The following is a 23,378-nucleotide window of genomic DNA, read 5'->3' on the forward strand; positions in this document are numbered from 1 at the left end:
GTGGGTTTCCGCCATGGCCCAGGCATCAACTTAAGCGCCGCCTGCATAAGTTGGCATCGGAATACGCGCTGACGGAAGGATCGGCGGGTCCGGCCCTGCGCCCAAAAGTACGAAACAGCTTCACTCGTTGCGCGGTCCCGGCGACGGAGCTTCGAGCATCCGCGCCCCGCTTTGCCACGCAATCCCGACCACGAATCAAGCGGCAGGCGTCCCTCATTTCCGCTATGATCAAACCATGACGATCGGGATTACCGGACCCGAGCGGAAGGTACCAAGGCAAAGCGCCGTGGTAGGGTTCATCATTGCGGCCGTCTTCGCCGGGATTTGCCTGATCCTGCTCTGGCTCGCGAGCGATTTCCTGGTTGACTGGCTGTGGTTTTCCTCGATCGGTTATCTGCAGGTTTTTTGGACAACAATCGGCGCTAAAGCCATCGTCCTTTTTGCAGTCTGGACCGGAACTGCGGTCGTCCTTTGGTTGAACGGATGGCTCGCGGTGCGTTTGGCCCGACGGCAGCCGACACAATCTGTCGCGATCTTCGTGTGGGATTTTGCGGGCAATGCGCCGCCGCCCGACCTGCTGGCGGTCGTGCGCGATCGGCTGCCATGGTCCCGGGTCATCGCGGGCGGTGCAGGTTTGCTCGCTCTGCTGGTTGCTGTGGGAGAAGTGGGCAATTGGGGCACCATCCTGCAGTTTTTCTATCACGTTCCCTATGGTGCAGACGATCCGCTCTTCAACAAGGACATCAGTTTCTACCTCTTCGTGCTGCCGGCCTATATCCTCGTCAAGAACTGGATGCTGCTCACACTCGTTCTGAGCGGGCTTTTTGCCGCAGCGATCTACTGGGTGCACGGCGACATCGAGTACGACATTCATCATCGGTCGATGTCGCCGACAGCAATCGCTCACGGCTCGGCGCTGCTCGCTCTCCTCTTCGTCGTGAAGGTCTGGTCGTACGTTCTCGACCGTTATCTGCTGCTCTATGGCGACAACGGCGTCGTCGTCGGCGCCAGTTACACCGATGTGCATGTGGGGCTGCCGGGCCTGTGGCTGATGATCGGGCTGTCGATCAGCGCGGCGTTTGCTGCGTTGGCAAACCTGCGGGTGAGGACCTACCGGCTTCCTGCCGCCGCGGTCATGCTTGTCGTCATCGGCTCTTTCGTGCTGTCCGGCGCAGTCCCCGTGCTGTTCCGGCAGTTCTTCGTCAAACCAAGCGAGTTGGAGCTGGAGAAGCCCTACATCGAACGCAACATCGCGCTCACCCGGCAGGCGTACAATCTCGATAAGATCGCAGCCAAGCCCTTTGCCGCCGAACAGAAGCTTACCTTCAAAGCGCTCGACGCCAACAAGGCGACAATCGAGAATATCAGGCTGTGGGACTGGATGCCCTTGTCGGACACCTATGCGCAGCTGCAAGAGATCCGCACTTACTACAAATTCCATCATCTTGACGTTGATCGCTACTGGCTCGATGGCTCCTACCAAAGCGTAATGATTTCGGCTCGCGAACTGCGGCCCTCCTTGCTGCCGCCGAATGCCCAGACATGGGTCAACCGCCACGTGCTGTTTACTCACGGCACCGGCGCGGTAATGAGCCCGGTCACCCGCAAGAGTAGCGAAGGGCTGCCATTCTTCTATTTGCGCGACATTCCTCCTGTCGCCGACGGAGGCCCCCAGATCCATGAACCGCGCATCTACTACGGCGAAGAGCGCGACAGCTACGTCATCGTCAAGGGGAGCACACCTGAGTTCGACTATCCGAAGGGAAAAGACAATGTCTACGTGGCTTATGACGGCACGGGTGGCATTCCGATAGGAGCGATGGTGTGGAGAGGCCTGTTTGCTTTTTACTTCAACGACCCAAACCTGCTGCTCTCAAGTTACATCACCACCGACAGCCGGATCATGATCCGCCGCAATATCCAGCAACGGGTACGAACGATCGCTCCGTTCCTCAGGCTCGACCACGATCCCTATCTGGTCATCAGCGATGGGCGGATGTTCTGGATGCAGGACGCCTACACGACGAGTTCCTATTTCCCCTCTGCGCAGCCGGCCCAAGACGTGGATATCAACTACATTCGCAATTCAGTAAAGGTCATCGTCGATGCCTATAATGGAACCGTCGACTTTTATCTGATGGACGCCGGCGACCCGGTCGCCGCGACCTACCAGCGCATCTTTCCGAACTTGTTCAGGCCGTTCTCGGCCATGCCGGCCGACCTGCAGAAGCACATTCGCTATCCGGAGGACCTGTTCCTGATTCAGGCGCAGCTGTATCAGACCTACCACATGGAGGCGGCCGACGTTTTCTACAATCGCGAGGATCTCTGGCAGTTCCCGCGCCAGCCGGGCGGCGGCGGCATCGCAACGATGGCCCCGTATTACATCATCATGCGGCTGCCCGGTGAGCCGCAGGCCGAGTTCTTCCTCATGCTCCCCATGGTGCCGAGCCACCGCGACAACATGATCGCGTGGCTCGCTGCGCGTTGTGACGCACCTGACTACGGCAAGCTGATCGTCTACGAGTTTCCCAAGGAGAAGCTCGTCTACGGACCATTCCAGATCGAAGCACGGATCAATCAGAGCACCGAGATATCCCAACAAATCACGCTGTGGAATCAGATGGGCTCGCGGGTGATACGCGGTGCGAACTTGCTTGTGATCCCGATCGAGAACTCGATCCTTTATGTAACGCCGCTCTATTTGCGGGCGGAGCACGGACACCTGCCGGAGTTGAAGCGCGTGATCGCAGCCTACGGCGAACATGTGGTGATGAAGGAGACGCTCGCCGAGGCCCTGTCAGCACTGTTCATCGAGCCCGGCGCTGCGCCTGCAGCTTCAACTTCGACAGAGGAGAGGCCCGCCACAGGCCCGGCGGCAAGTCAGGCACGAGAGGCGCTTGATCGCTACAATCAAGCCGTGGAGCGATTGAAGTCCGGAGATTGGAAAGGCTTCGGCACGCAGTTCGATGCAATGCGCGAGCTCCTGGAGGAAATGGACCGACGCTCCACCGGCCACTAGGCCCGAACTTTCAGTCCAGCGCTGCCTCCGACCGGCGGCGGCTTGCACAAGCCCGGCCGCGAAGTCGGGATCGGAAAGTTGTTTTTGCCATTTTGAGCAATGCTGCCGCTGCCTCCTCGGATGCACGCAGGGAACCCAACGGTCCACTTAAAAAAGCTTGCTGTGACTCGCGCGCCACAGGATTGAGGCGAAAAATTCCCTAAACGTTGTAATTGCGACTCAACGGGGAAGATATTTTGGCATGTTTGCGGCGCGGCCCAAGCCAAAAAGGTTTCCTGCAACTTTTGTTGCGGTGACAGCACTTGTGATTGCCACGCTGAGGCTAAGCGTCCCTTCGTCCGCAATTGGGAGCGACTTTGAGGAATGTGCGGAGTGGAGCCGAAGGATGTTTTTGGGCGCCGAGCACGTCGCGCGGATTATGGATTGCGGCGCCCGCTTTGCCGGCCGCCGAAAGATGGGTGGAGGTTATGCCTATTACGATCTATTCCAGTACCGCAGCTTCGATATCGCTGGTCCGAACCCGACCGCGAACGAGCACGCACGGATTTATGCGGAGTATAAGCGCTTTCTTGATGTGCAACGTCGCGAAGCAGCTTTGGCCGAACTTCAACAGCCGGTCGCCGAAGAGCCTCGCGTCCTCGCATTGTCGATGCCCAACCTGCGCCGTCCAAAGCGGTCGAGGTTGGAGTCGTGCATGATAGAAGGCTCGTTGTCGTGTACTTGGGTGAAGTTGGCGTCTACCGTTAGAAACGCGTTTGCTTCGAGCGGCTCCAGGCCTGTAGCTCCAACGAACTCGCGCTAGCAAGCGTAGCCCGGATGAGCGCAGCGACATCCGGGGGATGGTCCTGATGGACGAGCTGCGCGAGATCCATCTCGGCTTGAAACCGAAGCGTCGAACCGGCCCAAGCGTAGGCGAACGGCTGCAGGCGGCCTATGAGAAGGTGATGGCGAAGAGGGCCAAAGGCTGACGTCAGCGAGGCGCAGCCCGCGATTGCCTGACGAACGTCGCGGGACAATCAGCTTCACGCACACGCAAAAACGGCAACTGTCCCCTTCATCGGAAAGCTATCGCGCCGCCGTCACTCGCAACGATTTCCTCAGGGCCCGTTCGGGGCTCGATTCCGGATCCGCGATCGGGCGGCGGTAGGTCGCGACGCGGCGCAGCCAGCCGACCTCGAAGACGCGGTTGGATGGAAGGTTGCGAACCCGCTGCTGCAGGACGAACTGCGCCGCATCGGCGAATTCGGCGCGCACGGCCTTCGGATCGCTGGCATCGCCGTTCATCCTGAGCAGCACCTGCTTGACACCCCAACCCTGCCGCCGCCCGGTCTCCCGGTTCATGGCGGCTTCGTTCGGGTTGGTGCCTTCGCCCTTGAAATTGATGTAGTCGATCAGCGGATAAAGATTTTCGGAGGCGCGAACGACGCGCGTGAACTGGGTAACGATATGTTCGCGCTCCGTGCCACCGGGCGTCGTCTTGAGGATCTTCTCCATCGCACCCTGCGCCCGCGCCATCATGAATTGCGTCTGCTCCGCCGTGGTGTCGAGCAGAAATTGCCTCAACTCCTTCATCTGCGGTGAGTTGGCGTCCTTCCTGAACTCGGCCCGGCTTGTCCACGGGTTGGCCGGAATCTGCGTCTGGTCCAGCCAGGCGGGCAAACGCACGTTCTTCTTGCGCATGAATTCGAGCAGGGCCGGAAAGCTCTCTTCGTAGGGCAGCCATTTGCCGACAGGAAACCAGATGAAATGACCGATCCCTAGGGAAGCGAATTCCTCGTTCGCACTCCATGACGTGATCGCATCAATTCTTCCGCCTGTTTCGTTCAGCCAGATCTTCTGGCCGATCTTCTTCGCCAGATCGCCCGGCAGGACGAGCTGGGGTACAGGTAAATCCTTGACCTCTGAATTCTTGGCCTCGGGGCTCGATTTCCGGGCGTCCGGCATTTGAACGGCAGCTTCCGGCGCCGGCTTCTGCACCTCATTCTGCCGCAGGACTGTTTCGGGTTCCGACCTCTGCGTGCGGGATGCTTGCGCGGCGCCAGGCCCACTCTGTTCTTTTTCGGTATCAGCGACGCCTGTCGCGGCCGGCGTGGCTGTTTCCGCCAATGCCGTTTGCGTCGCCATGCCAGCGACGATGACACACGAGAGCAGCCATGAGCCGCAAGCAAGCACCTTCGCGCTGTACCGCCCGGGTTTCATTTGCCGTGCCGTTCTCCTGCCGCTACCTGCACGCCAGCCGCCAATGAAATCACCGCCCATGTCTTGTTTCCGAAGGCCAGCCTGACGGGAAGGGTCGTGCGGACGAACAACACGATGCGTATGGCAAAATCGTGGGGTCATAGTGGCGGCGGCGCCACACGGGCGACAATCCTGCGCATCGCGCCGACGACACGACGGGGGGCGAGAAAGCGGTCCCTGAGAACATCCCGAGAATGCTGATGCGCGTTCGACCGACTGCTCCCGCACATCGGCGCGCAGTCTGGAGCCCAAAGCGGAATGTAGCCTGTACGCGGCATCTTCTTGACAGATTGTATCCAATTAGATACATTCGGCCATGAACACGCTCATTCGGTCATCTGTCTTTTCCGATTGGCTGAATGGCTTGAAAGATCAGAAGACCAAGGCGCGGATACTGCACCGGCTGTCGCAAGCGTCCCTGGGCAATTTCGGGGATTGCGAGCCGGTAGGCGAAGGCGTCTCGGAAATGCGTATCCATCATGGTCCGGGATTCCGTATCTATTTCGTGCGTCATGGTGCCGCCGTCTATGTGCTGCTTTGCGGTGGCGACAAGTCCAGCCAGCGCCGCGATATCGCCAGGGCAAAGCGCATGGCGAGGGAATTGAAGGAGAGCGGGCGATGAAGAAGGCCAAAGCCAAGGCAAACGTCAAGGAAAACGCGAAGGCAAAAGCAAAGGTCACATACGCGCCATTCGAGGTCGCTGACTATCTCGATAGTGAGGAAGCGATTGCGGAATATCTTTCGCTCGCTGCCCGCGACGAAAACCCCGGCGTATTGCTCAAGGCGCTTGGTGACGTGGCCAAGGCGCGCGGCATGGCGGAGGTCGCGAAGGCGTCCGGTCTCGGCCGGGAAAGCCTCTACAAGACGCTGGCACCGGGTGCCAAGCCGCGTTTCGAAACGATTGCCACCATCATGCGGGCGCTGAATGTCGGGTTTTCAGTCGAAAGCAGGTTGCCGGTGCGAGCGAAGAGGGCTCGCAAGTTGACCGCGGCGTAGGTGGCGAGCGAGGCTGCGAAAGCCAATCACTTCATCTCTTCCAGCAGCTTCCGCGCTTCACCCAACAATGCCTGAATCTGCCTTCGCTCGGCGATCGCATCCCTGGTGAACAGGCCGTGCTTGCGCGCGTTCCGGTTTGCCTTTGGCGCGCCGGATCCCGGTGCGCCGCCGTGCATGCGGCAGCGTTTCCTGCCGCTCACCGCCGGCGAGCGGCACGCGGCGCCCCAACGGGTTTTGGCGCCACAACGTCGGCTCGTCAGCATCGGGCCGATATTTCTGATGTGATCGCTCAAGCTTGTGCTTCCCGCTTGGTCTCGGCGGACTCGCGCTTTCGCCTGGAGCCCGAGCCCTTCGGCGCCTTCCGCGCCGCGGATGCCGGGTTCTTGTCCGATACGATCACGCGCGCATGCTGCGTGACGTTGCCGACAATGGCCTTGCCGCCGTCGCCTACCGACACGTTCTGCACGGTGATGGTGGGCTCGCCATGGCTGCGGTAGCGGTTGAGCGCCTCGATCTGGATGGGAAACGTGCGGGCGAGCCTGCCCAAGGCGCGGGCGGCGCTGTCGTGCTGAGCGAGATCGTCGGCATTGGCGAGGTGATGGGCGCATCGCATCGCCATCACGTGAACCGAAACCATCTGCGCCACCAGCATGGCCTCGACGGCATCCCGGGGCTTGATGCTCTTCACCATCGAAATCATGAAAGCGAGGTTGACCTCGTCGGGACTCTCGCCGCTCACGCTGGCCTTCACCAATTGTCTGATAATGCCATGCATCGCTTCGCGATCGGCGACCCCCAGTGTATCAGCCATGAGCTGTTCGCCGATTTCAGGGTCTGGATGGTCGATGGAGAATCCGTGCGACAGAAGCTTTATTCGCGGGGCTGCGGCAGCTTTGGTCTGCTCAGTTGCAGCTGTTGTCGTTGACATCGTGAGTTCAGGAGCGGTGTTCATGTCGAGATTCCCTAGGAAACGCGCGCGGTTCGGCCACGCGCAGGCGATCGTTCGCCGCGGTGATCCCTGCAATTTCAATTGGGGATGAGGGTTTGAGCCGCAATCATAACGACGCGCCCGCTATTGCGGGGCGAGGGGGCGTTTACAAGATTGCGGAATGATGAAGGAATGCCGCTGATTTGCCCGACGAGTCAAGTTGCCTTTTCGGATGGCGGCGGCCGCTGGCTCTCGACCGACGCGGCTGCACCATTTCGGATGCAGCCGCGTCGGACTGTCATCGCCTTGGTGGCGGAATAACGAAATCTACGATGGTTTGTGACTGACGCAGGCCGAGCCGTTTTCGTGCGGCCGTCGTGACGACGGGAGTTTCACATTCCTTTGGCGTCGGTCGCCCCTCCCATAGACTCAGAGCGTATTTGGTGCGGACGGCCCAAACGATTTCCTCGAGCTTGTTGTCCTTGATCAGGCCCGCGTCCACCAGCGATTTTCCGACCTCCGCCAATATCTGTGCTGACTGGTCGAAGGTGATTGCTTTTACTTCCGGCGGTGCCGGCAAATCACACCGATGAACCAGAAAAATCCAGTCATGGATGATGTACGCCGGTCCCAATGCCCAGGGAGACAGTCCCGGAATGCCCCAGAATATCTGAGGAACAGACCCGCCGTCGGTGTACATCGTTTCAGGAACGATGTTGTCGCTGCCCTTGAAGAACGATGGCCGGAAACTGACAGGGTTCGATCCCTTGATATAAATGAACTCGTCTTGCCGGTCCCACAGGACAAGCACGCGCCCCTTTAGAATACCGTTGCCGTATGTCGTGAATGAAGCGCAGCCGGCCGCAAAGATGGCCGTGAGCAGGCCAAGCATCGAGAGATGCCTGCCGCGAATTGCAAATGACATAGGGTCCCCCTGGCGCGTCGCCCGCCAGCCCTGAGATCAAGTTACCGCACGTTTTCTTAACGTACGTCTAAGACATGTCAGCGCCACCCCAAGGCAGGCGCGATGTGGGTCAGGATGGCTTCGATCGCATGCACGTTGTAGGCGACGCCCAGTTGGTTGGGCACCGTCAGCAGCAAGGTGTCCGCCTCGGCGATCGCTTCGTCCTGCCTTAGCTGCTCGATCAGCACCTCCGGCTCGGCGGCATAGCTTCGGCCGAAGATCGCCCGGGTCCGCGGGTCGATGAATCCCACCTGGTCTTCGCTCTCGCCGCCATTGCCGAAATAGGCGCGGTCGCGATCTTCGATGAGCGCGAAAATGCTGCGGCTGACCGAGACCCGCGGCTCGCGCTTGTGGCCCGCCTCTTTCCAGGCGGCGCGGTACGCGCGGATTTGCGTGGCCTGCTGCACATGGAAAGGCTCCCCGGTTTCATCGTTCTTGAGCGTCGAGCTTTGCAGGTTCATCCCGAGCTTGGCTGCCCAGACCGCGGTGGCGTTCGAGCCGGCGCCCCACCAGATGCGCTCGCGCAAGCCTTCCGAATGCGGCTCGAGGCGAAGCAAGCCGGGTGGATTGGGAAACATCGGCTGCGGGTTCGGTTGCGCAAAGCCCTCGCCACGCAACAGGTCGAGGAAGATTTCCGCGTGGCGGCGCCCCATGTCGCCGTCGGTTTGACCCTCGCCAGGGCGATAGCCGAAATACTTCCAACCATCGATCACCTGCTCGGGCGAACCGCGGCTGATGCCGAGCTGCAGCCGTCCACCGGCGATGAGATCCGCGGCACCCGCATCCTCGACCATGTAGAGCGGGTTCTCGTAGCGCATGTCGATCACGGCCGTGCCGATCTCGATACGGCTCGTCCTGGCGCCGACGGCCGCCAGCAGCGGAAAGGGCGAGGCAAGCTGGCGGGCAAAATGATGGACGCGAAAATAGGCTCCGTCCGCACCCAGTTCCTCGGCGGCGACGGCGAGGTCGATCGATTGCAGCAGCGTGTCCGCGGCCGAGCGGGTCTGCGATTGCGGCGAAGGCGTCCAATGCCCGAACGAGAGAAAGCCGATCTTCTTCATTCGCGTGTATCCGTAGCTGTCGCTGTTGACGTGTCCTCGCACCGTCAAGCCGCGAAAGCGAGCTTCTTTACGGGCTGAGCAACCTGGCGCGGATGGACGGGATTGCCGGGCTCCAACGCAGAAAGCTCGCTGGGAACGGCAGGCCATAGTCGGGCAGGGGTGCGATGATGGAATACTGCCGCTGATTTGCCCGACATGTCAAAAAAGGTCTTTGAGGCCGCCTCGCGTATGCAGGCCGTCGACCCCAGGGCTACTTTGCATGGGGTTGTTTTCGATATTTTAATCGGGACACTGCCAGACCTGAAGGCCCGGTGTGGAGAGTGGTGACATGACTAACTTGATAATCAGTGGCGGCCGGGTGGTGGATCCGGCAAGCGGGATGGACGCCATTGGCGATGTGGCCGTCGTGGATGGCCGGATCTCCGCTGTCGGCACCGGGCTCGGCAGCGCCGAACGGGTGATCGACGCGACTGGCCTCGTGGTGGCGCCCGGCTTCATCGACCTGCATGCGCATGGGCAGTCGCTCCCGGCCGACCGCATGCAGGCGTTCGACGGGGTGACGACGACGCTCGACCTCGAGGCGGGCGTCTTGCCGGTCGCATCCTGGTATCGGCGCCAGGCCGCGAAGGGACGCGTGCTGAACTACGGCGCCGCCGCCAACTGGGCCTTTGCGCGCATCGGCGCGATGACCGGCTCGAATGCCGAAAGCTCGCTGGAGGCGTTCGGCAACGCCATGCGCGATCGCCGCTGGATCGACAACGTCGCCAGCGATACCGAGGTGGCCGGCATTCTCGACCGCCTTGCCATTGGATTGAACGAGGGCGGCATCGGAATCGGCATCCTCAACGCCTATGCCCCGGGCGCAGGCGTGCAGGAGCTGACCGCGGTGTGCCAATTGGCGGCGTCGCATGATGTCGCGACCTTCACCCACGTCGCCTACATGTCCCGCATCGATCCGGAAAGCGCTGCGGAAGCCTATATCCGCCTGATCGGCTATGCCGGCGCCACCGGCGCGCACATGCACATCTGCCACTTCAACTCTTCCAGCAAGACGGACGTGGAGCGTTGCGCGGTGCTGATCGCCAAGGCGCAGGCGCAGGGCCTGCCGATCACGGTGGAGGCCTATCCCTACGGCACCGGCTCGACGGTGCTGGCGGCGGCCTTCTTCAGCGATCCCGAGTTCGAGGCGCGCAATGGACTAGGCTACGATTCCGTGCAGCGCGTGACCGACGGGCGGCGCTTCCGCGACCGCAAGGAATTGCTCGCGGCGCAGGCGGAGGAGCCTTCCACGCTGGTGCTGTGGCATATCCTGGATACCGAGAACAATCCGCACCACCGCGACCTCCTGGACATCTCGGTGCTGTATCCTGGCGGCGCGATCGCCTCCGACGCGATGCCCTGGACGCTGTCGGACGGCCGCGCTTACACCGGCGACGCCTGGCCGCTGCCGGATGACGCCACCTCGCATCCGCGTTCGGCGGGCTGCTTCACCCGCTTCATCCGCGAGTGGGTGCGTGAGCGCAAGAAGCTGTCGCTGCTGGAAGGCGTCCGCAAATGCGCCCTGATCCCGGCGGAGATCCTTTCCCACAGCACGCCCGCCATGCGCGCCAAGGGCAGGCTGCAGCCGGACGCGGATGCCGACCTTGTCGTGTTCGATTTCGAGGCGCTGACCGACCGGGCGACGTTCTCGGCGATGAACCGTCCGGCAGAAGGCGTGCGGCATCTGGTGGTCAGCGGCCAGCCGCTGATATCGGATGGCGTGCTGGACGTGGCGGCAAGGCCCGGCCGGCCGGTGCGCCGGCCCGTTGTCGAGAGCTGATCGTGCCGGTCCCGATCCTGCTGGTGACCGGCTTCCTCGGGGCGGGCAAGACCACGGTCGTGAATCATTTGCTGGCGCATGCGGAGGGGCGGCGGATCGCCGCCGTGATCAACGATTTCGGCGCGATCAACATCGATGCGGAGCTGATCGCGGGCGCCAGCGATGGGGTGGTCAGCCTGAGCAATGGCTGCATCTGCTGCTCGCTGGAAGGCGATCTGTTGCGCACGCTCGCCGCCCTGCTGCGGCGTGATCCGCGGCCGGAATTCATCGTGATCGAAACCAGCGGGGTCGCCGACCCCTCCGATATCGTGCGCAACCTGATGGATCCCCTGATCTGGCAGGAGGCGCCGCTGGAAACGGTGCTGTGCGTGGTGGACGCGACGACAAATGCGGAGATGTTGAACGACGCGTTGCTGCGGTCTCAGCTGTGTTCAGCCGACGTGGTGGCGCTGAGCAAGGTGGACCTGGTGGACGCGGCAGGTCGCGCAGCGCTGTGCGATGTCGTCCGCGCGCTGCGTCCGGGTGCGGTGGTGGTCGATGCCCTGCATGGCGAAGTCCCGGCAGCGCTGCTGTTCCCCGCGGACGTGGACCGCGTGCCGGCGTCGCGCGAGGTCGGGCCGCGACGGCCGGCGGCTGACCGGTTCGAGACGCTGAGCTGGACATCGGAACGGCCGGTGTCGCTGCCCCGGCTGCAGCAGGCGATCGGCCGGCTGGCGCCGAAGCTCGCGCGGGCGAAGGGATTGTTCGAGACAATGGAGCAGCCCGGGCGGCTGACGGTGTTTCAGCTCGCCGGCGGGCGCGCGACTCTGGCACCGGGCGGGGCACTGGCGGCCGGGGTACCGCGGACACGGATCGTCTTCATTGCCGAGATCGGGGTTCTCTCGCGCGCCGAGATCGACGGCATCATGGCTTCGTGTGTCGAAGCCGGGCGATGTGAGCACTAGCGTCCGCCAACCGAGCGTCGGACGCTAGTGGAGATAACGCCATCTTACTTCTTGTAAGCGGCGATCACGGCTTCACCGTCGGGGCCGGCCTTCTTGAGCCAATCGGCCGTCAACTGCTCGCCGACTTTCTCAAGGCCCGTCTTCAGCGCGGGTGGCGGCGGCAGCACCTTCATCTTGTTGGCCTGAAGCTGTTCGAGATACCACTTCGCCTTTTCTTCCGCGAGCTTCCAGCCGCGTTCTTCGGCGACCGCCGCCGCCTTGAGGATCGCTTCCTGGGTCGGCTTGTCGAGCGCATCAAACGCCGCCTTGTTCACGAAGGTGACGTTCTTCGGAATCCAGGCCTGCGTATCGTAGAAGTGCGTCATGCTTTCCCAGGCCTTGCTGTCGTAGCCGGTCGAGCCCGAGGTCATGAACGCGTTCACAACGCCGGTCGCCAGCGCCTGCGGCAGTTCCGCCGCCTGGATGGTGACCGGCTGCGCGCCGACAAGCTCGGCGATGCGCGAGGTACCGACATTGTAGGCGCGCCACTTCAAGCCTTTCATGTCGTCAAGGGTGTTGATGTCTTTCTTGGCATAAATGCCCTGCGGACCCCACGGCACCGCGAACAGGAGCATCAGGCCTTGCGATGCGAGCTTCTTCTCGACGGCGGGTTTCGACGCGAGCCACAGCTTCTTGGCCGCCGGATAGCTTGTCGCCACGAACGGGACAACATCGATGCCGAACATCGGATCTTCGTTCTCATGCAGCGAGATCAGAACTTCGCCCGCCTGCGCCTGTCCGGTGGCGACCGCGCGCTTGATTTCCGGCGCCTTGAACAGCGACGCGGCGGCATGCACGGTGATCTGCAGCTTGCCGCCGGTGGCGTCGCCGACGTCTTTCGCGAACGCGATCAGGTTCACCGAATGCGGATTGTCCGCCGGATAGGCCGCCGGGAGATTCCATTTGGTCTGCGCCGCCGCTGGAACGACAAGTGCGGGAGCGGCGAGCGCCGCGACGCAGGCAGCAAAAGCGCACGTCTTGATAAGCCTGAACATCACAATACCTTTCTCTAGCCAGGAAACGCCATCTGCGGCAGCACCATCACGATAGCAGGAAAGACCGTGATGATGGCAACCGCCAGAACGAGCAAAAAGAAGAACGGCAGGGCCGCCTTGGCGACCGTGTTGGAATCCTTGCCGCTCATGGTCTGCAGGACGAACAGATTGAAGCCGACGGGCGGCGAGACTTCCGCCATTTCCACCACCAGCACCAGGAAAATGCCGAACCAGACCAGATCGAAGCCGGCCTGTTTCACCATCGGAATCACGATGGCGGTGGTCAGCACGATCATGGAGATGCCGTCGAGTGCGGTGCCGAGCACGATGTACATGACGGTCAGCGCCGCGATCAGCGCATAGGGACTGAGCTGCAGGCTGTTCACCCAGGTCGCGAGCGCCAGCGGGATGCCGGTATAGGCCATCGACGTCCCCATGTAGGAGGCGCCCGCCAGGATCAAGAGGATCATGCAATTCACTCTGGTAGCGCCCATGACGCTCGCCCAGAAGGATTCCCAGCTTAGCGCGCCTTGCCACCACGCGATCGCGAGCGAGCCCAGCACGCCCCAGGCTGCGCATTCCGTCGCCGTCGCCCAGCCCATCAAGAGCGACAGGAAGACGAAAACGATCAGCAGCAGGCAAGGAATGAGATTGAGCGACTCTGAAATGCGTTTGCGAAGGCTCATCGGCGGTTCGGCCGGCGGCGTGCGCGTCGGATTGGCCAGCGACCAGATCGCGATGTAGCCGGAATAGAGCGCCATCACCAACAGGCCCGGCAAAAATCCGGCGAGGAAAACCTGAATGATGGAGACGTTCGCCTGCACGGCGTAGACCACCATGGTGATCGACGGCGGGATGAGAATGCCGAGCGTACCGGCGCCAGCCAGCGAGCCCAGACTTAAGTTCTCGTCATAACCGCGCTTCTTCAATTCCGGTAGCGCGATCTTGGCAACCGTTGCGCAGGTCGCGGCTGACGATCCCGAGACCGAACCGAACACGCCGCAGGCGAGCACGTTGACGTGCATGAGCCGGCCCGGCAGCCAGTTCAGCCAGGGCGCAAAGCCACGAAACATTTCCTCCGACAGGCGCGTGCGGAACAGGATTTCGCCCATCCAGATGAAGAGCGGCAAGGCCGCCAGCGACCACGACGCGCTGTTGCCCCACACCGTTGTCGCCAGCACGCTGCCCGCTGGAATGCCGCCGCCGGCGAATTGCATGCCGGCCCATCCCGTCGCCATCAGGGCGACGCCGATCCAGACGCCGGCACCGAGCAGCAGCGCCAGGAATCCGAGCAGGATCGCTGCAATGGACAGAAGCTCCATGTCAGACCCCGCTCTGCATGGCGCGTTCGACGATTTCCTCGGCGCTCTGCGGCTTCGGCAATTCGTAGCGCGGGGCGAAGCCGCGCGCGACATGAACCAGCTCATCCACGAACGCGATGAACAGAATCACGAGGCCGCCGCTGTAGCCAAGCTGCGGAATCCACAGCGGCACCGCGATCACGCCTTGCGAGATGTCGGAAAACTTCCACGACTGCCACGTCATGACCGCGGCATGCCAGGCGAAAAAGCCGATGAAGCCAACGCCGACGAGGAGGGCTGCGATCTCGACATAATGGCGTAAGTTGTCGTTGAGGCGGTCGATCAAAAGGCCGACGCGGATCATCTCGCCATGTCTGAACGTGTGCGCGAGCCCGAGGAAGGCGGTTGCCGCCATGCACCAGGAAATGAAATCATCGCCCGCCGGAATATTGATGCCGAGCGGCCGGCCAGCCGACAGCAGCATCATCAGCACAAAAATCGCAATCAGGAAAAGCCCGGCGAGATAGCCGGAGAAAAGGTAGATTCGATCAAGAAACACGCGGATCATACTGTACCTTCCCCTCGCACACCTATTGCTGCGCAAGCAATAGTGGTGCCACTTCCGATAGCCGTCCGCCTCCGGAAAGATTCTATCGATCCTTGCCGTGGGCAAAAGTGGACTACCGAAATCAGTCCCCAGAAGGAGGCAGGGTTTCGGAATTGCTCCGGACCGTCAAGAGGCCGTTCACAGCCTGTATCCCGCAAGACGCTATACCAAAGACGGGGTCAAACGATGCCGGGCCATAGCCTCTATTGCTGCAATGATGAGACGCTTGCGGCGATATTGTCGGCCAGCGCTTTTACAAGCGGCACGTAGCGCTGGACGACGTCCGCGCGGTCGAGCGCCGAGGTGAAATAGGTCATTCCGACGGTGGCGAGCACGCGCTGGTTGACGATGATGGGAAGCGCGATCGTGCCGGACGAGCGCGGCTCGACCATCGGGTCGCGTTCGGCAAAACCTTGCTTGCGGATCGTCGCCAGCAAGGACAACGCCCGCTTTCGCTCGGTGGCGAGTTTGTCTTCCGCCACTTGCGATCGCGCCAGCATATCTAGCAGCATCGAGCGTTCGCTCATGGGGCAGAACGCCAGATAAGCGCGCCCCAGTGCCCGCCCGAGCAGGCTGAGGTGCATGTTGAGGGTGCCGTGAAATGGCGAGACCGGGCTGTCCGGAATGGTGCTGAAGCGGACCACGACAGAACTCCCGTCGAGGACGGCGATGGCGATCGGCCAGTGATATTGCCGCGTGAAGGCGATCGCCCACGGACGCGCGGCCTCCACCACCAGCGGATCGCCGTGAAAGCCGTTGCTCAGCGATTTGACTCGCGAGGCAACCGCGTAGCCGCCCTGCCGCCGGTCGTTGGCGGCATAGCCCATCGCGCATAGCGACTTCATCAATCGCACCACCGTCGATTTCGGCAGCCCCGTCGCCTTGTGCAGGCGATCGATCGAGGTGACGCGGTGGCGGTTGAGTTCCTCCAGCAGCAGGAGCGTGCGAGACGCGGATTCAACGGTGTCGGATTTGAGCGGCATGCATGAAATTCCACCAGGTGGAACGCGGAGGAATAGCTATGGCCGACCGGCGCCCTCCCTGCAATGGTTTTCACCAAGCGCCACGCCGGAGTCTGCCTTCTGAAGGCAGCCTGTGCAGATGGCCGGGGAGGAACAGCCGTGTCCGGAGACGTCGTCAGGCCGCATTTTTCGTCGTTCCGCCGCCGGCTCGTAGCGCGGCAGACCGTCGTCGGTTCGTTCATCAAGACGCCGACCACGCACGCGACCGAGATATTCGGCGCGCTCGGTTATGATTTCGTCGTGATCGACGAGGAACACGCGCCGATCGATCGCGCGATGACCGATGTCATGCTGCTGGCCGCGCGCGCCAGCAACCTCGCCGGCATCGTGCGGGTGTCGTCGGACGATCCGGCCAAGATGCTGTCTTGCCTCGACTGCGGCGCTACCGGTGTGCTGGTGCCCCATGTCGCAACCGTCGAGAAGGCGCGGGCGATTGCGGCGGCCGCGCGATATCGCGGTGGACGGCGCGGCTATTCCGGTTCGGCCCGCGCCGGCAGCTATGGCGGCACGCCGATGTGGACCCTTGTCGATGAACAGGATGCGTCGGTCTGCGCGATCGCGATGATAGAGGATCCCGAAGCGCTGGATCAGATCGACGCCATCGCCGCGGTCGACGGAATCCACGGGCTCTTCATCGGTCGCGGCGATCTCACCGTCGCCCTCGGCGCCAAATCGTCGGCGGACGCGTCCGTGAAGGATGCGGTTATCAGGATCATTGCGGCGGCGAAGAAAGTCGCCAAGCCGGTCTGCGTGATGGTGGCGAGCGCGGCGGAAGCCAAGGATTTCGCCGGCCTCGGCGCCAGCGCCTTCATCATCTCGTCGGATCAGGGCCAGATGCGCCGCGCCGCGGCGCAAACCCTCACCGATTTCAAAACCCTCGTGCAAACCACGGATGGCTCACATGTATCACAGCTCTGATCCCCGCGCCGCGCTCGCCGCCACTCCGGTCGGCACCAAACCCGCCGCCACCCATTTCGCGGGCGCCGAGTATGCGAAATTCTACGAAACGCCGCCGACTGAGAATCAGAACGGTGCGCGCACCTGGTATGCCCGCGGCCAGAACTTCATCATCGCCTATAGCGACGCCGACAAGGGTGCCGTACTGAGCCGGGCCGACCAGCCCGACGAATATGTCGTGCTGCTTCCCGATCCCGGGGCGGGCGCCGAGATCGTGTGGGGCAACGAGCGCAAGGTTGTCAGCGGTCACTCCATCAGCTTCGTACCGGCGGGCGCAAGCTCCGTCACGCTGCTTGGCGCCGCCAAGGTGGTGCGCATGATGACGACGCGATCGGAAGATCTCGCAAGTCGGTGCTCAAATGCGCCGTCCTACGCGACGCCGCATCCCAATCTGCCGCCGTTCGAGCCGTGGCCGGAGGCGGCCGCGGGTGCGAAGATCCGCACCTACAGTCTCGACGTCGCGGCAACGCCCGGCCGGTTCGGGCGGATCTTCCGCTGCTCGACCTTCATGGTGAATTTCCTCGAGCCGAAAAACGGTCCGCGCGATCCGAGCAAGATGTCGCCGCACCACCATGACGACTTCGAACAATGCTCACTGGCGCTGGCCGGCACCTTCATTCATCACCTGCGCTGGCCATGGACGACCGACATGGCCCAGTGGCGCAACGACGACCACGAAAGCTGCGGTTCGCCTTCGATCGCCGTGATTCCGCCGCCCTCCATTCACACCTCGCAGGCCATGGATCCCAAGCTCAACGTTCTCGTCGACATCTTCTGCCCGCCGCGCATGGATTTTTCGGCCAAGCCGGGCTGGGTGCTGAACGAAGACGATTATCCGATGCCGGCGCAAAGCGCCGCCGGCAAATCCGCCGCCTGATACGCCTTCAACCGAAAGGGCCCCGACCATGGCCGACAAGCAAGCATCCTACCCGACCACCGTGCCGCTGCCGCCGCTGTCGCGGGCGGCCGAAGTCGCCGAACTGCTGGTCGGCGCGATCGATCTGCACTGCCATAGCGGTCCGGCGGCCATGCCGCGCATCCTCGATCATCACGAGGAGCTGCTCGATGCGGCGGAGGCGAAATTCCGCGCCGTGCTCTACAAGGATCACTTCTATGCCGGCATGGCGCATGCGATCCTGCTGGAGAAACTGTTCCCCGAAACCAATGTAAAACTGTTCTCGGGCATTGTGCTGAATAATGCGTCGGGTGGCATCAACCCCCACGCTGTCGACCATGCCGTCAAGCTCGGCGCCAGGATCGTCTGGATGCCGACGTTGTCAGCCGCGAACCATATCGAAGCGATGGCGAAGGGAAACTCGACCTTTCCAAAGACCTCGCAGAGAATGCTCGATCCGATCCCGCTTTCCGCGCTCGATGCCAACGGCAAGCTCACGGACGACACCAGGAAGGTCATCGATCTCATTGCGGAGGCGGACATTATCCTCGCCGGCGGTCATCTGCCGGCCAGCGAACTGCATATCCTGTTCGACGAGGCGGCGCGGCGCGGCGTCAAGAAGATGATGGTCAACCATCCGACCTACATCGTCGGCTGCACCGACACCGACATCCGCCAGCTGGTCGCGCGCGGCGTCAAGATGGAACATTCGATCTGCATGTTCATCGAAGGCAAATCCTTGAAGTACAGCCCGGAGGATCTCGCGCATCTGATCGAGGTGGCTGGCGTCGACAACACGATCCTGTCGTCCGACCTCGGGCTGCAGGGCTCGCAGCGTCCGGTCGATGGTTTCCGCAGCGTCACGCAAATCCTGCTCGATCTGCAGATGCCGCGCGCTTCGATCAGGAAGCTGATCAGCGACAACGCCGCACGGTTCCTGAATCTCCCGGTGAGCCAGTCGGCGGCGCAGGACGCCGCTTGAGCTAAGACGAGCGCAAAGACCGCGAAAAGCGGCCGCGCATTATTCGGGAAGGAGGTTGATCATGAATCGCGGTAGCAGCCAATTGAAAGGCTGGAAGCAGTTGCCGCTTGCCGCGGCATTGTTGTTTGCCGGACTTGGCAGTACGGCGTTCGCTCAAGAGGGGCGTAAACCCCCGAAGCCGCCGATTATCCTGGAATCGACGGGCGCGTATGAAGTGGGCGGCAAGGTCATCGCCAAGCCCGGCGACCCCAGCCAGACGCTCTCCTGCGACCATGGTTACGTCGAATACTTCATCCCCGCGAAAAGACGCAGCGTCGGCCTGATCATGTGGCACAGCTCGAGCACCAAGGTGTGGGAAAACCGCTGGGACGGTGGCGAAGGCTACAAGAGCATTTTCCTGCGCAGGGGATATCCGGTTTACCTCTGGGACGGCCCGCGTGTCGGTCGCGCGAACTGGAGTTGCGAGCCGATCACCTACACGCCGGATTATTTCGATCAACGCAACTTTGCCGCCTGGCGTTTCGGCCTGACCTATCTCAACTGGCATCCGGGCCTGCAGTTCCCGACCGCCGACAAGGAAGCCTGGAACCAGGCGACGCGCGCCCGTTACGACGAGTTCGATACGCTCGAGAATGCGTTGCTGCAGGCGGAGGCCGGCGGGCAGGCGATCGACAAGATCGGCCCCGTTATTGCCGTCACCAATTCCGCGGGCGGCTGGCGCGCGCTGTTGTCGGCCCTGAAGGCAAAGAGCGACAACATGAAGGGCATCGTTGCCTACGAAACCCCGGGCTTCGTCTTCCCGGAGGGCGAGGGGCCTGAACCCAAGCCGGATGCGCCATACGGTCCCAATTCCGTGCCGCTGGCCGAGTTCAAAAAGCTGACGAAGTTTCCGATCCAGATGGTATTCGGCGACTACACCGACTCCCGCCCGATCTGGAAAACCTCTGTTGAAGTGGCGAAGACCTTCTGCGGTATCGTCAACCGTCACGGTGGAGATTGCGAGGTCTTGCTGCTTCCTGATGCGGGTCTTCGTGGCAACACGCACATCGCTTTTGCCGATCTCAACAACGAAGCCGTTGCGGACGAATTATCCAAATGGTTGGGCCGCAAGGGCCTGGACACGTTTGCTGCAGAATAAGCCTTGGCGCCAACGCGGACCCGTACACCATTCGGAGGAAACATGCGCGTGCTGTCTCTCGGCCTGCTCGGCCTCGCACTTGCCCTTGCGCCATGTCACCGCGCCGTCGCGCAGGAATGGCCGAACCGCCCGGTCACCATAGTGGTGCCGTTCCCGGCCGGCGCCGCCGTCGACACGCTGGCGCGCGCCGTTGCGCACGCGCTGAGCGAAGATTTTGGCAAGCAGTTCATTGTCGAAAACCGTGCGGGCGCGGGCGGCAATCTCGGCGGCACGGCGGTCGCCAAAGCGGCTGCCGACGGCCATACGTGGCTGTTTGGAACGCCAGCGCCGATCGCGCTCAACAAGTTCATGTACAAGGGCCTGGCCTACGATTCCGAGCGGGATTTCACGCCGGTCATACTCGTCGCCAAGTCTCCGCTGATCATTACGGCGACACCAGACTTTCCGGCGAAAACGCTGCCCGAGTTGATAGCCTATGCCAGGCAGAACCCGGGCAAGGTCAATGTCGGCCATCCCGGCAACGGCACGCTCGGACACATCACCTCTGCGCTGATCCAGCAGTTTGCCGGCGTGGAAATGACACATGTGCCTTATCGCGGCTCAGCGCCACTGATCACGGACCTGCTGGGGAGACAAGTCAACGTCGCCATGGATTTCATGCCGACCTATCTTCAGCTGGTGTCCGACCGCAAGATCCGCGCGCTGGCGGTGACGACGAGCCAGCGCGTCGGGCAACTGCCCGATGTGCCGACGGTGCAGGAAGCGGGATTCAAGGGCTTCGAAGCGACCGCGTGGTACGCGATCGTAGCTCCTACCGGTACACCTCAGGACATCGTGAGCAAGGTGAACAACGCGGTGAACGCCTTCCTCAGGAGCGACAGGGGCAAGACCATCCTCGAGCAAAATTCGCTGCAAGGCGTCGGCGGCTCTCCTCATGACCTCAAGGCGTTCATCGACGGCGAACGCACCAAATGGCGCCCTGTGATCGAGGCCGCAAAGATCACGATGTGACAACCACACCGGGGTGCGGACGTCATGGATAAGGAATTATGGAAAAATTGAAATTCTACATCGACGGCGCCTGGGTGGATCCCGCCACGCCGTCAACGCTCGGAATAGTCAACCCCGCGACGGAGGAGATTTTTGCGCAGATCAGCCTGGGCTCGAGGCTTGATGTGGATCGGGCCGCCAGGGCAGCGCGCTGCGCCTTCGCAACCTATTCCGTAACCAGCGTCGAACAACGCTTGTCCTGGCTTCAGAAGATCATCGATGGTTTCAGGGCGCGCCTGCCGGAATTGGCGCGGATGATGACTCTCGAAATGGGCGCGCCGATCACGTTTGCGACCCAGCGTCAGGCAACCGTCGCGCTGTTTCATTTCGAGGAAGCCGCGCGGGTGCTTGCGAATTACAAGTTCGAGGAGCGGATGGGCAGCGGGATCATCCGCCGCGAACCGATCGGCGTCTGCGGACTGATCACGCCGTGGAACTGGCCGCTGAACCAGGTTGCCTCCAAGGTCGCGCCGGCGCTCGCCACCGGCTGCACCGTCGTCCTGAAACCCAGCGAGATCGCGCCGCTCAGCGCGATGTTGTTTGCGGAGATCGTCGACGACGCCGGTCTCCCGGCCGGCGTCTTCAATCTCGTCAACGGCGACGGGCCCACAGTGGGCGAGGCGATCGCCGCCCATCCCGAGATCGACATGGTGTCTTTCACCGGATCGACGATGGCCGGCGTAAGGGTAGCCAAGCTCGCGGCAGATACCGTCAAGCGCGTCGCGCAGGAACTGGGCGGAAAATCCGCCAACATCATCCTTGCAGATGCAGACCTGAAAACCACCGTGATCCAGGGTGTTCACGCCTGCTATACGAACGGCGGCCAGAACTGTCAGTCTCCCACGCGCATGCTTGTCCCTCGCGCGCATCGGGATGCGGCATTCGCGGCAGCGCGTGAGGCTGTGGAGACTATTCGCCTAGGCGACCCGCTCGATCCGGCATCCACCATGGGGCCGCTGGTGAGCCAGGCGCAGTTTGAGAAGGTGCAGGATCTGATCCAGTCCGGCATTGACGAGGGGGCGACGCTGGTGGCCGGCGGAACGGGACGGCCGGCCGAACTCAACCGTGGCTACTATGTTCGCCCGACCGTCTTCGGGGATGTGACGCCGCAAATGAAGATTGCACGCGAGGAGATTTTTGGACCCGTGCTGTCGATCATGAGTTACGGCACCGAGGACGAGGCGATCGAAATCACCAACGACACGCCGTTCGGATTGGCAGGCTTCGTGCAGTCCAGGGATACTGAACGCGCTCGCGCTGTCGCCAACCGCATCCGCGCAGGGCGCGTCTATCTCAACGGTGCGCCTTTCGACCGCAGCCTGCCCTTTGGTGGCTACAAGCAGTCCGGCAATGGGCGCGAGTTCGGGGTTTTTGGATTTGAAGAATATCTCGAGGTGAAGGCCATACTGGGTCACTGAGGCTGGCGGTATCGCGGGCGAGGGGAGATGCTCAGGCGGCGGGACGGAAATGTCCCGGCGGATGCTTCGTATCGCGGCGGATCAGCCGGCGCAGTGTGGAAGGCTCCGCGTATCCGATCCTCTGCGCGATTTGCTCGACCGACAGGCGCGTGGTCTCAAGCAGGAATCGCGCGGTCTCCAGCCTGATCCGTCGCACAAACTGAATCGGTGAAACGCCGCAGGTCGCCGAGACGCGCCGGGCAAATGTCCGGGGCGCCAGCGCGACGGCTTCGGCCAGCTCCTCGATCGCAAAGTCGCGTGCGATGTTGTCGCGCACCCATTTTTCGGCCTTGGCAATCCTCGCGTCCTGGCTCGCCAGATAGGTGATCGCCATGAATGGCGCCTGGGAGCGCCGTTCATCGAGCAGGAGATAGTTGGCGCAGGCCTTCACCAGGTGCGGCCCCGCGAACCGGCCGACGACCGCAAGCATCAGGTCCATCTGTGCCATGGCCGCGCCACCGGTTGCGATCGGCCAATCGGCGACGACCATCTGCTCCGTCAGCAGTTCGACCGCGGGATAGCGCTGCCGGAATAGCGGCGCGAGCCACCACGTCGTGGTCGCCCGCCGGTCGTCGAGCAGGCCCGCCTCCGCCAGCAGAAAGGTGCTCGCGCAGGACGCGGCGAGCATGGCCCCGGTTGCGTGCGCCCGCGTCAGCATGTCGACCGCGCGCCGGCACATCGGGCTCGCTAACTTCGTGCCCAGTTCGTCCGCCGACGCCGTTCCAAGGCCGGGGACGATGACGAGTTCGATTCCGCGCAGATCGACATCGCTTCGGCGGGATCCGCAACGCACCGTCGTAACCTTGAACGGCGGAACGCGCTTCGCAGCCCTGATGCGGTTGGCGGTTGCCAATACATCGTGGGTGATGGCCGCACTTGAGGCCATGCATCCGTCGATCTCGATAACCGCGACTTTGGTCATGTCAAAAAATCCACTATTAATGTCAATTTTGACACTAGCGC

At 62.3% G+C, this 23,378-nt stretch carries 22 protein-coding genes; 12 read left to right on the top strand and 10 right to left on the bottom strand.

Annotated elements, in window-relative coordinates; all coding sequences use genetic code 11:
• Positions 1-235 precede the first annotated feature (235 nt).
• Together ACVWVY_RS12355 and ACVWVY_RS12360 are read left to right on the top strand one after the other, a co-directional pair.
• Entirely contained in the window at positions 236-3,022 is a 2,787-nt protein-coding gene (locus tag ACVWVY_RS12355; protein WP_456632182.1) for a UPF0182 family membrane protein, read from the top strand.
• A 385-nt stretch (positions 3,023-3,407) separates the two neighbouring features.
• Positions 3,408-3,824, top strand: coding sequence for a hypothetical protein (locus ACVWVY_RS12360; RefSeq protein ID WP_456626626.1), 417 nt, complete (start codon positions 3,408-3,410; stop codon positions 3,822-3,824).
• 263 nt (positions 3,825-4,087) lie between these two features.
• On the opposite strand, the gene ACVWVY_RS12365 is transcribed toward ACVWVY_RS12360, so the two are convergent.
• Positions 4,088-5,221 carry a hypothetical protein gene (locus ACVWVY_RS12365; RefSeq protein ID WP_456626627.1) on the bottom strand — a complete coding sequence of 378 codons (1,134 nt, stop codon included), beginning with the start codon at positions 5,219-5,221 and terminating at the stop codon, positions 4,088-4,090.
• 355 nt (positions 5,222-5,576) lie between these two features.
• Here ACVWVY_RS12365 and ACVWVY_RS12370 point away from each other — a divergent pair, with 355 nt between their 5' ends.
• Complete coding sequence (locus ACVWVY_RS12370) at positions 5,577-5,882, top strand: type II toxin-antitoxin system RelE/ParE family toxin (protein WP_456626628.1); 306 nt, start codon at positions 5,577-5,579, stop codon at positions 5,880-5,882.
• A complete protein-coding gene (locus ACVWVY_RS12375; RefSeq protein ID WP_456626629.1) occupies positions 5,879-6,256 on the top strand; it encodes an addiction module antidote protein in 378 nt (125 codons plus the stop codon). The genes ACVWVY_RS12370 and ACVWVY_RS12375 overlap by 4 nt, the downstream gene beginning before the upstream one ends.
• A 26-nt stretch (positions 6,257-6,282) precedes the next feature.
• On the opposite strand, the gene ACVWVY_RS12380 is transcribed toward ACVWVY_RS12375, so the two are convergent.
• From ACVWVY_RS12380 to ACVWVY_RS12395, 4 genes are all read right to left on the bottom strand, one after another.
• A complete protein-coding gene (locus ACVWVY_RS12380) occupies positions 6,283-6,519 on the bottom strand; it encodes an HGGxSTG domain-containing protein (RefSeq protein WP_456632183.1) in 237 nt (78 codons plus the stop codon).
• Positions 6,520-6,545: 26 nt separating this feature from the next.
• Complete coding sequence (locus ACVWVY_RS12385) at positions 6,546-7,067, bottom strand: hypothetical protein (RefSeq protein ID WP_456626630.1); 522 nt, start codon at positions 7,065-7,067, stop codon at positions 6,546-6,548.
• A 415-nt stretch (positions 7,068-7,482) separates the two neighbouring features.
• Positions 7,483-8,109: a hypothetical protein gene (locus ACVWVY_RS12390; protein ID WP_456626631.1), complete on the bottom strand. Its 627-nt coding sequence runs from the start codon at positions 8,107-8,109 to the stop codon at positions 7,483-7,485.
• 77 nt (positions 8,110-8,186) lie between these two features.
• Entirely contained in the window at positions 8,187-9,209 is a 1,023-nt protein-coding gene (locus ACVWVY_RS12395) for an LLM class flavin-dependent oxidoreductase (protein WP_456626632.1), read from the bottom strand.
• 328 nt (positions 9,210-9,537) lie between these two features.
• On the opposite strand from ACVWVY_RS12395, the gene ACVWVY_RS12400 reads away from it, so the two are divergent.
• Both ACVWVY_RS12400 and ACVWVY_RS12405 read left to right on the top strand, forming a co-directional pair.
• On the top strand, positions 9,538-11,028 hold the full coding sequence (locus tag ACVWVY_RS12400) for an amidohydrolase family protein (RefSeq protein ID WP_456626633.1): 1,491 nt from the start codon (positions 9,538-9,540) through the stop codon (positions 11,026-11,028).
• A 2-nt stretch (positions 11,029-11,030) separates the two neighbouring features.
• A complete protein-coding gene (locus ACVWVY_RS12405) occupies positions 11,031-11,972 on the top strand; it encodes a CobW family GTP-binding protein (protein ID WP_456626634.1) in 942 nt (313 codons plus the stop codon).
• Between the two features lie 44 nt (positions 11,973-12,016).
• On the opposite strand, the gene ACVWVY_RS12410 is transcribed toward ACVWVY_RS12405, so the two are convergent.
• The 4 genes from ACVWVY_RS12410 to ACVWVY_RS12425 all read right to left on the bottom strand — a co-directional run bounded on the left by ACVWVY_RS12410 (position 12,017) and on the right by ACVWVY_RS12425 (position 15,897).
• Positions 12,017-13,009: a TRAP transporter substrate-binding protein gene (locus ACVWVY_RS12410; RefSeq protein WP_456626635.1), complete on the bottom strand. Its 993-nt coding sequence runs from the start codon at positions 13,007-13,009 to the stop codon at positions 12,017-12,019.
• An 11-nt stretch (positions 13,010-13,020) separates the two neighbouring features.
• Entirely contained in the window at positions 13,021-14,328 is a 1,308-nt protein-coding gene (locus ACVWVY_RS12415; protein WP_456626636.1) for a TRAP transporter large permease, read from the bottom strand.
• A gap of 1 nt (position 14,329) precedes the next feature.
• Positions 14,330-14,875, bottom strand: coding sequence for a TRAP transporter small permease (locus ACVWVY_RS12420; protein ID WP_456626637.1), 546 nt, complete (start codon positions 14,873-14,875; stop codon positions 14,330-14,332).
• Between the two features lie 242 nt (positions 14,876-15,117).
• Entirely contained in the window at positions 15,118-15,897 is a 780-nt protein-coding gene (locus ACVWVY_RS12425) for a DNA-binding transcriptional regulator (RefSeq protein ID WP_456626638.1), read from the bottom strand.
• Between the two features lie 138 nt (positions 15,898-16,035).
• Here ACVWVY_RS12425 and ACVWVY_RS12430 point away from each other — a divergent pair, with 138 nt between their 5' ends.
• From ACVWVY_RS12430 to ACVWVY_RS12455, 6 genes are all read left to right on the top strand, one after another.
• The gene (locus ACVWVY_RS12430) at positions 16,036-16,854 is read left to right on the top strand and encodes an HpcH/HpaI aldolase family protein (RefSeq protein WP_456626639.1); all 819 of its coding nucleotides are present in this window, start codon (positions 16,036-16,038) and stop codon (positions 16,852-16,854) included.
• A complete protein-coding gene (locus ACVWVY_RS12435; RefSeq protein ID WP_456626640.1) occupies positions 16,838-17,770 on the top strand; it encodes a hypothetical protein in 933 nt (310 codons plus the stop codon). Before ACVWVY_RS12430 ends, ACVWVY_RS12435 begins: the two co-directional genes overlap by 17 nt.
• Before the next feature lie 28 nt (positions 17,771-17,798).
• Positions 17,799-18,770, top strand: a complete 972-nt coding sequence (locus ACVWVY_RS12440) for a DUF6282 family protein (RefSeq protein WP_456626641.1) — start codon at positions 17,799-17,801, stop codon at positions 18,768-18,770.
• A 61-nt stretch (positions 18,771-18,831) separates the two neighbouring features.
• Entirely contained in the window at positions 18,832-19,908 is a 1,077-nt protein-coding gene (locus tag ACVWVY_RS12445; protein ID WP_456626642.1) for an alpha/beta hydrolase, read from the top strand.
• 42 nt (positions 19,909-19,950) lie between these two features.
• Positions 19,951-20,919, top strand: a complete 969-nt coding sequence (locus ACVWVY_RS12450) for a Bug family tripartite tricarboxylate transporter substrate binding protein (RefSeq protein ID WP_456626643.1) — start codon at positions 19,951-19,953, stop codon at positions 20,917-20,919.
• A 35-nt stretch (positions 20,920-20,954) separates the two neighbouring features.
• Positions 20,955-22,376: an aldehyde dehydrogenase family protein gene (locus ACVWVY_RS12455; RefSeq protein ID WP_456632184.1), complete on the top strand. Its 1,422-nt coding sequence runs from the start codon at positions 20,955-20,957 to the stop codon at positions 22,374-22,376.
• 31 nt (positions 22,377-22,407) lie between these two features.
• On the opposite strand, the gene ACVWVY_RS12460 is transcribed toward ACVWVY_RS12455, so the two are convergent.
• Positions 22,408-23,337, bottom strand: a complete 930-nt coding sequence (locus tag ACVWVY_RS12460) for a GlxA family transcriptional regulator (RefSeq protein WP_456626644.1) — start codon at positions 23,335-23,337, stop codon at positions 22,408-22,410.
• Between the last annotated feature and the right edge of the window lie 41 nt (positions 23,338-23,378).

Source organism: Bradyrhizobium sp. URHC0002 (genome assembly GCF_054059515.1).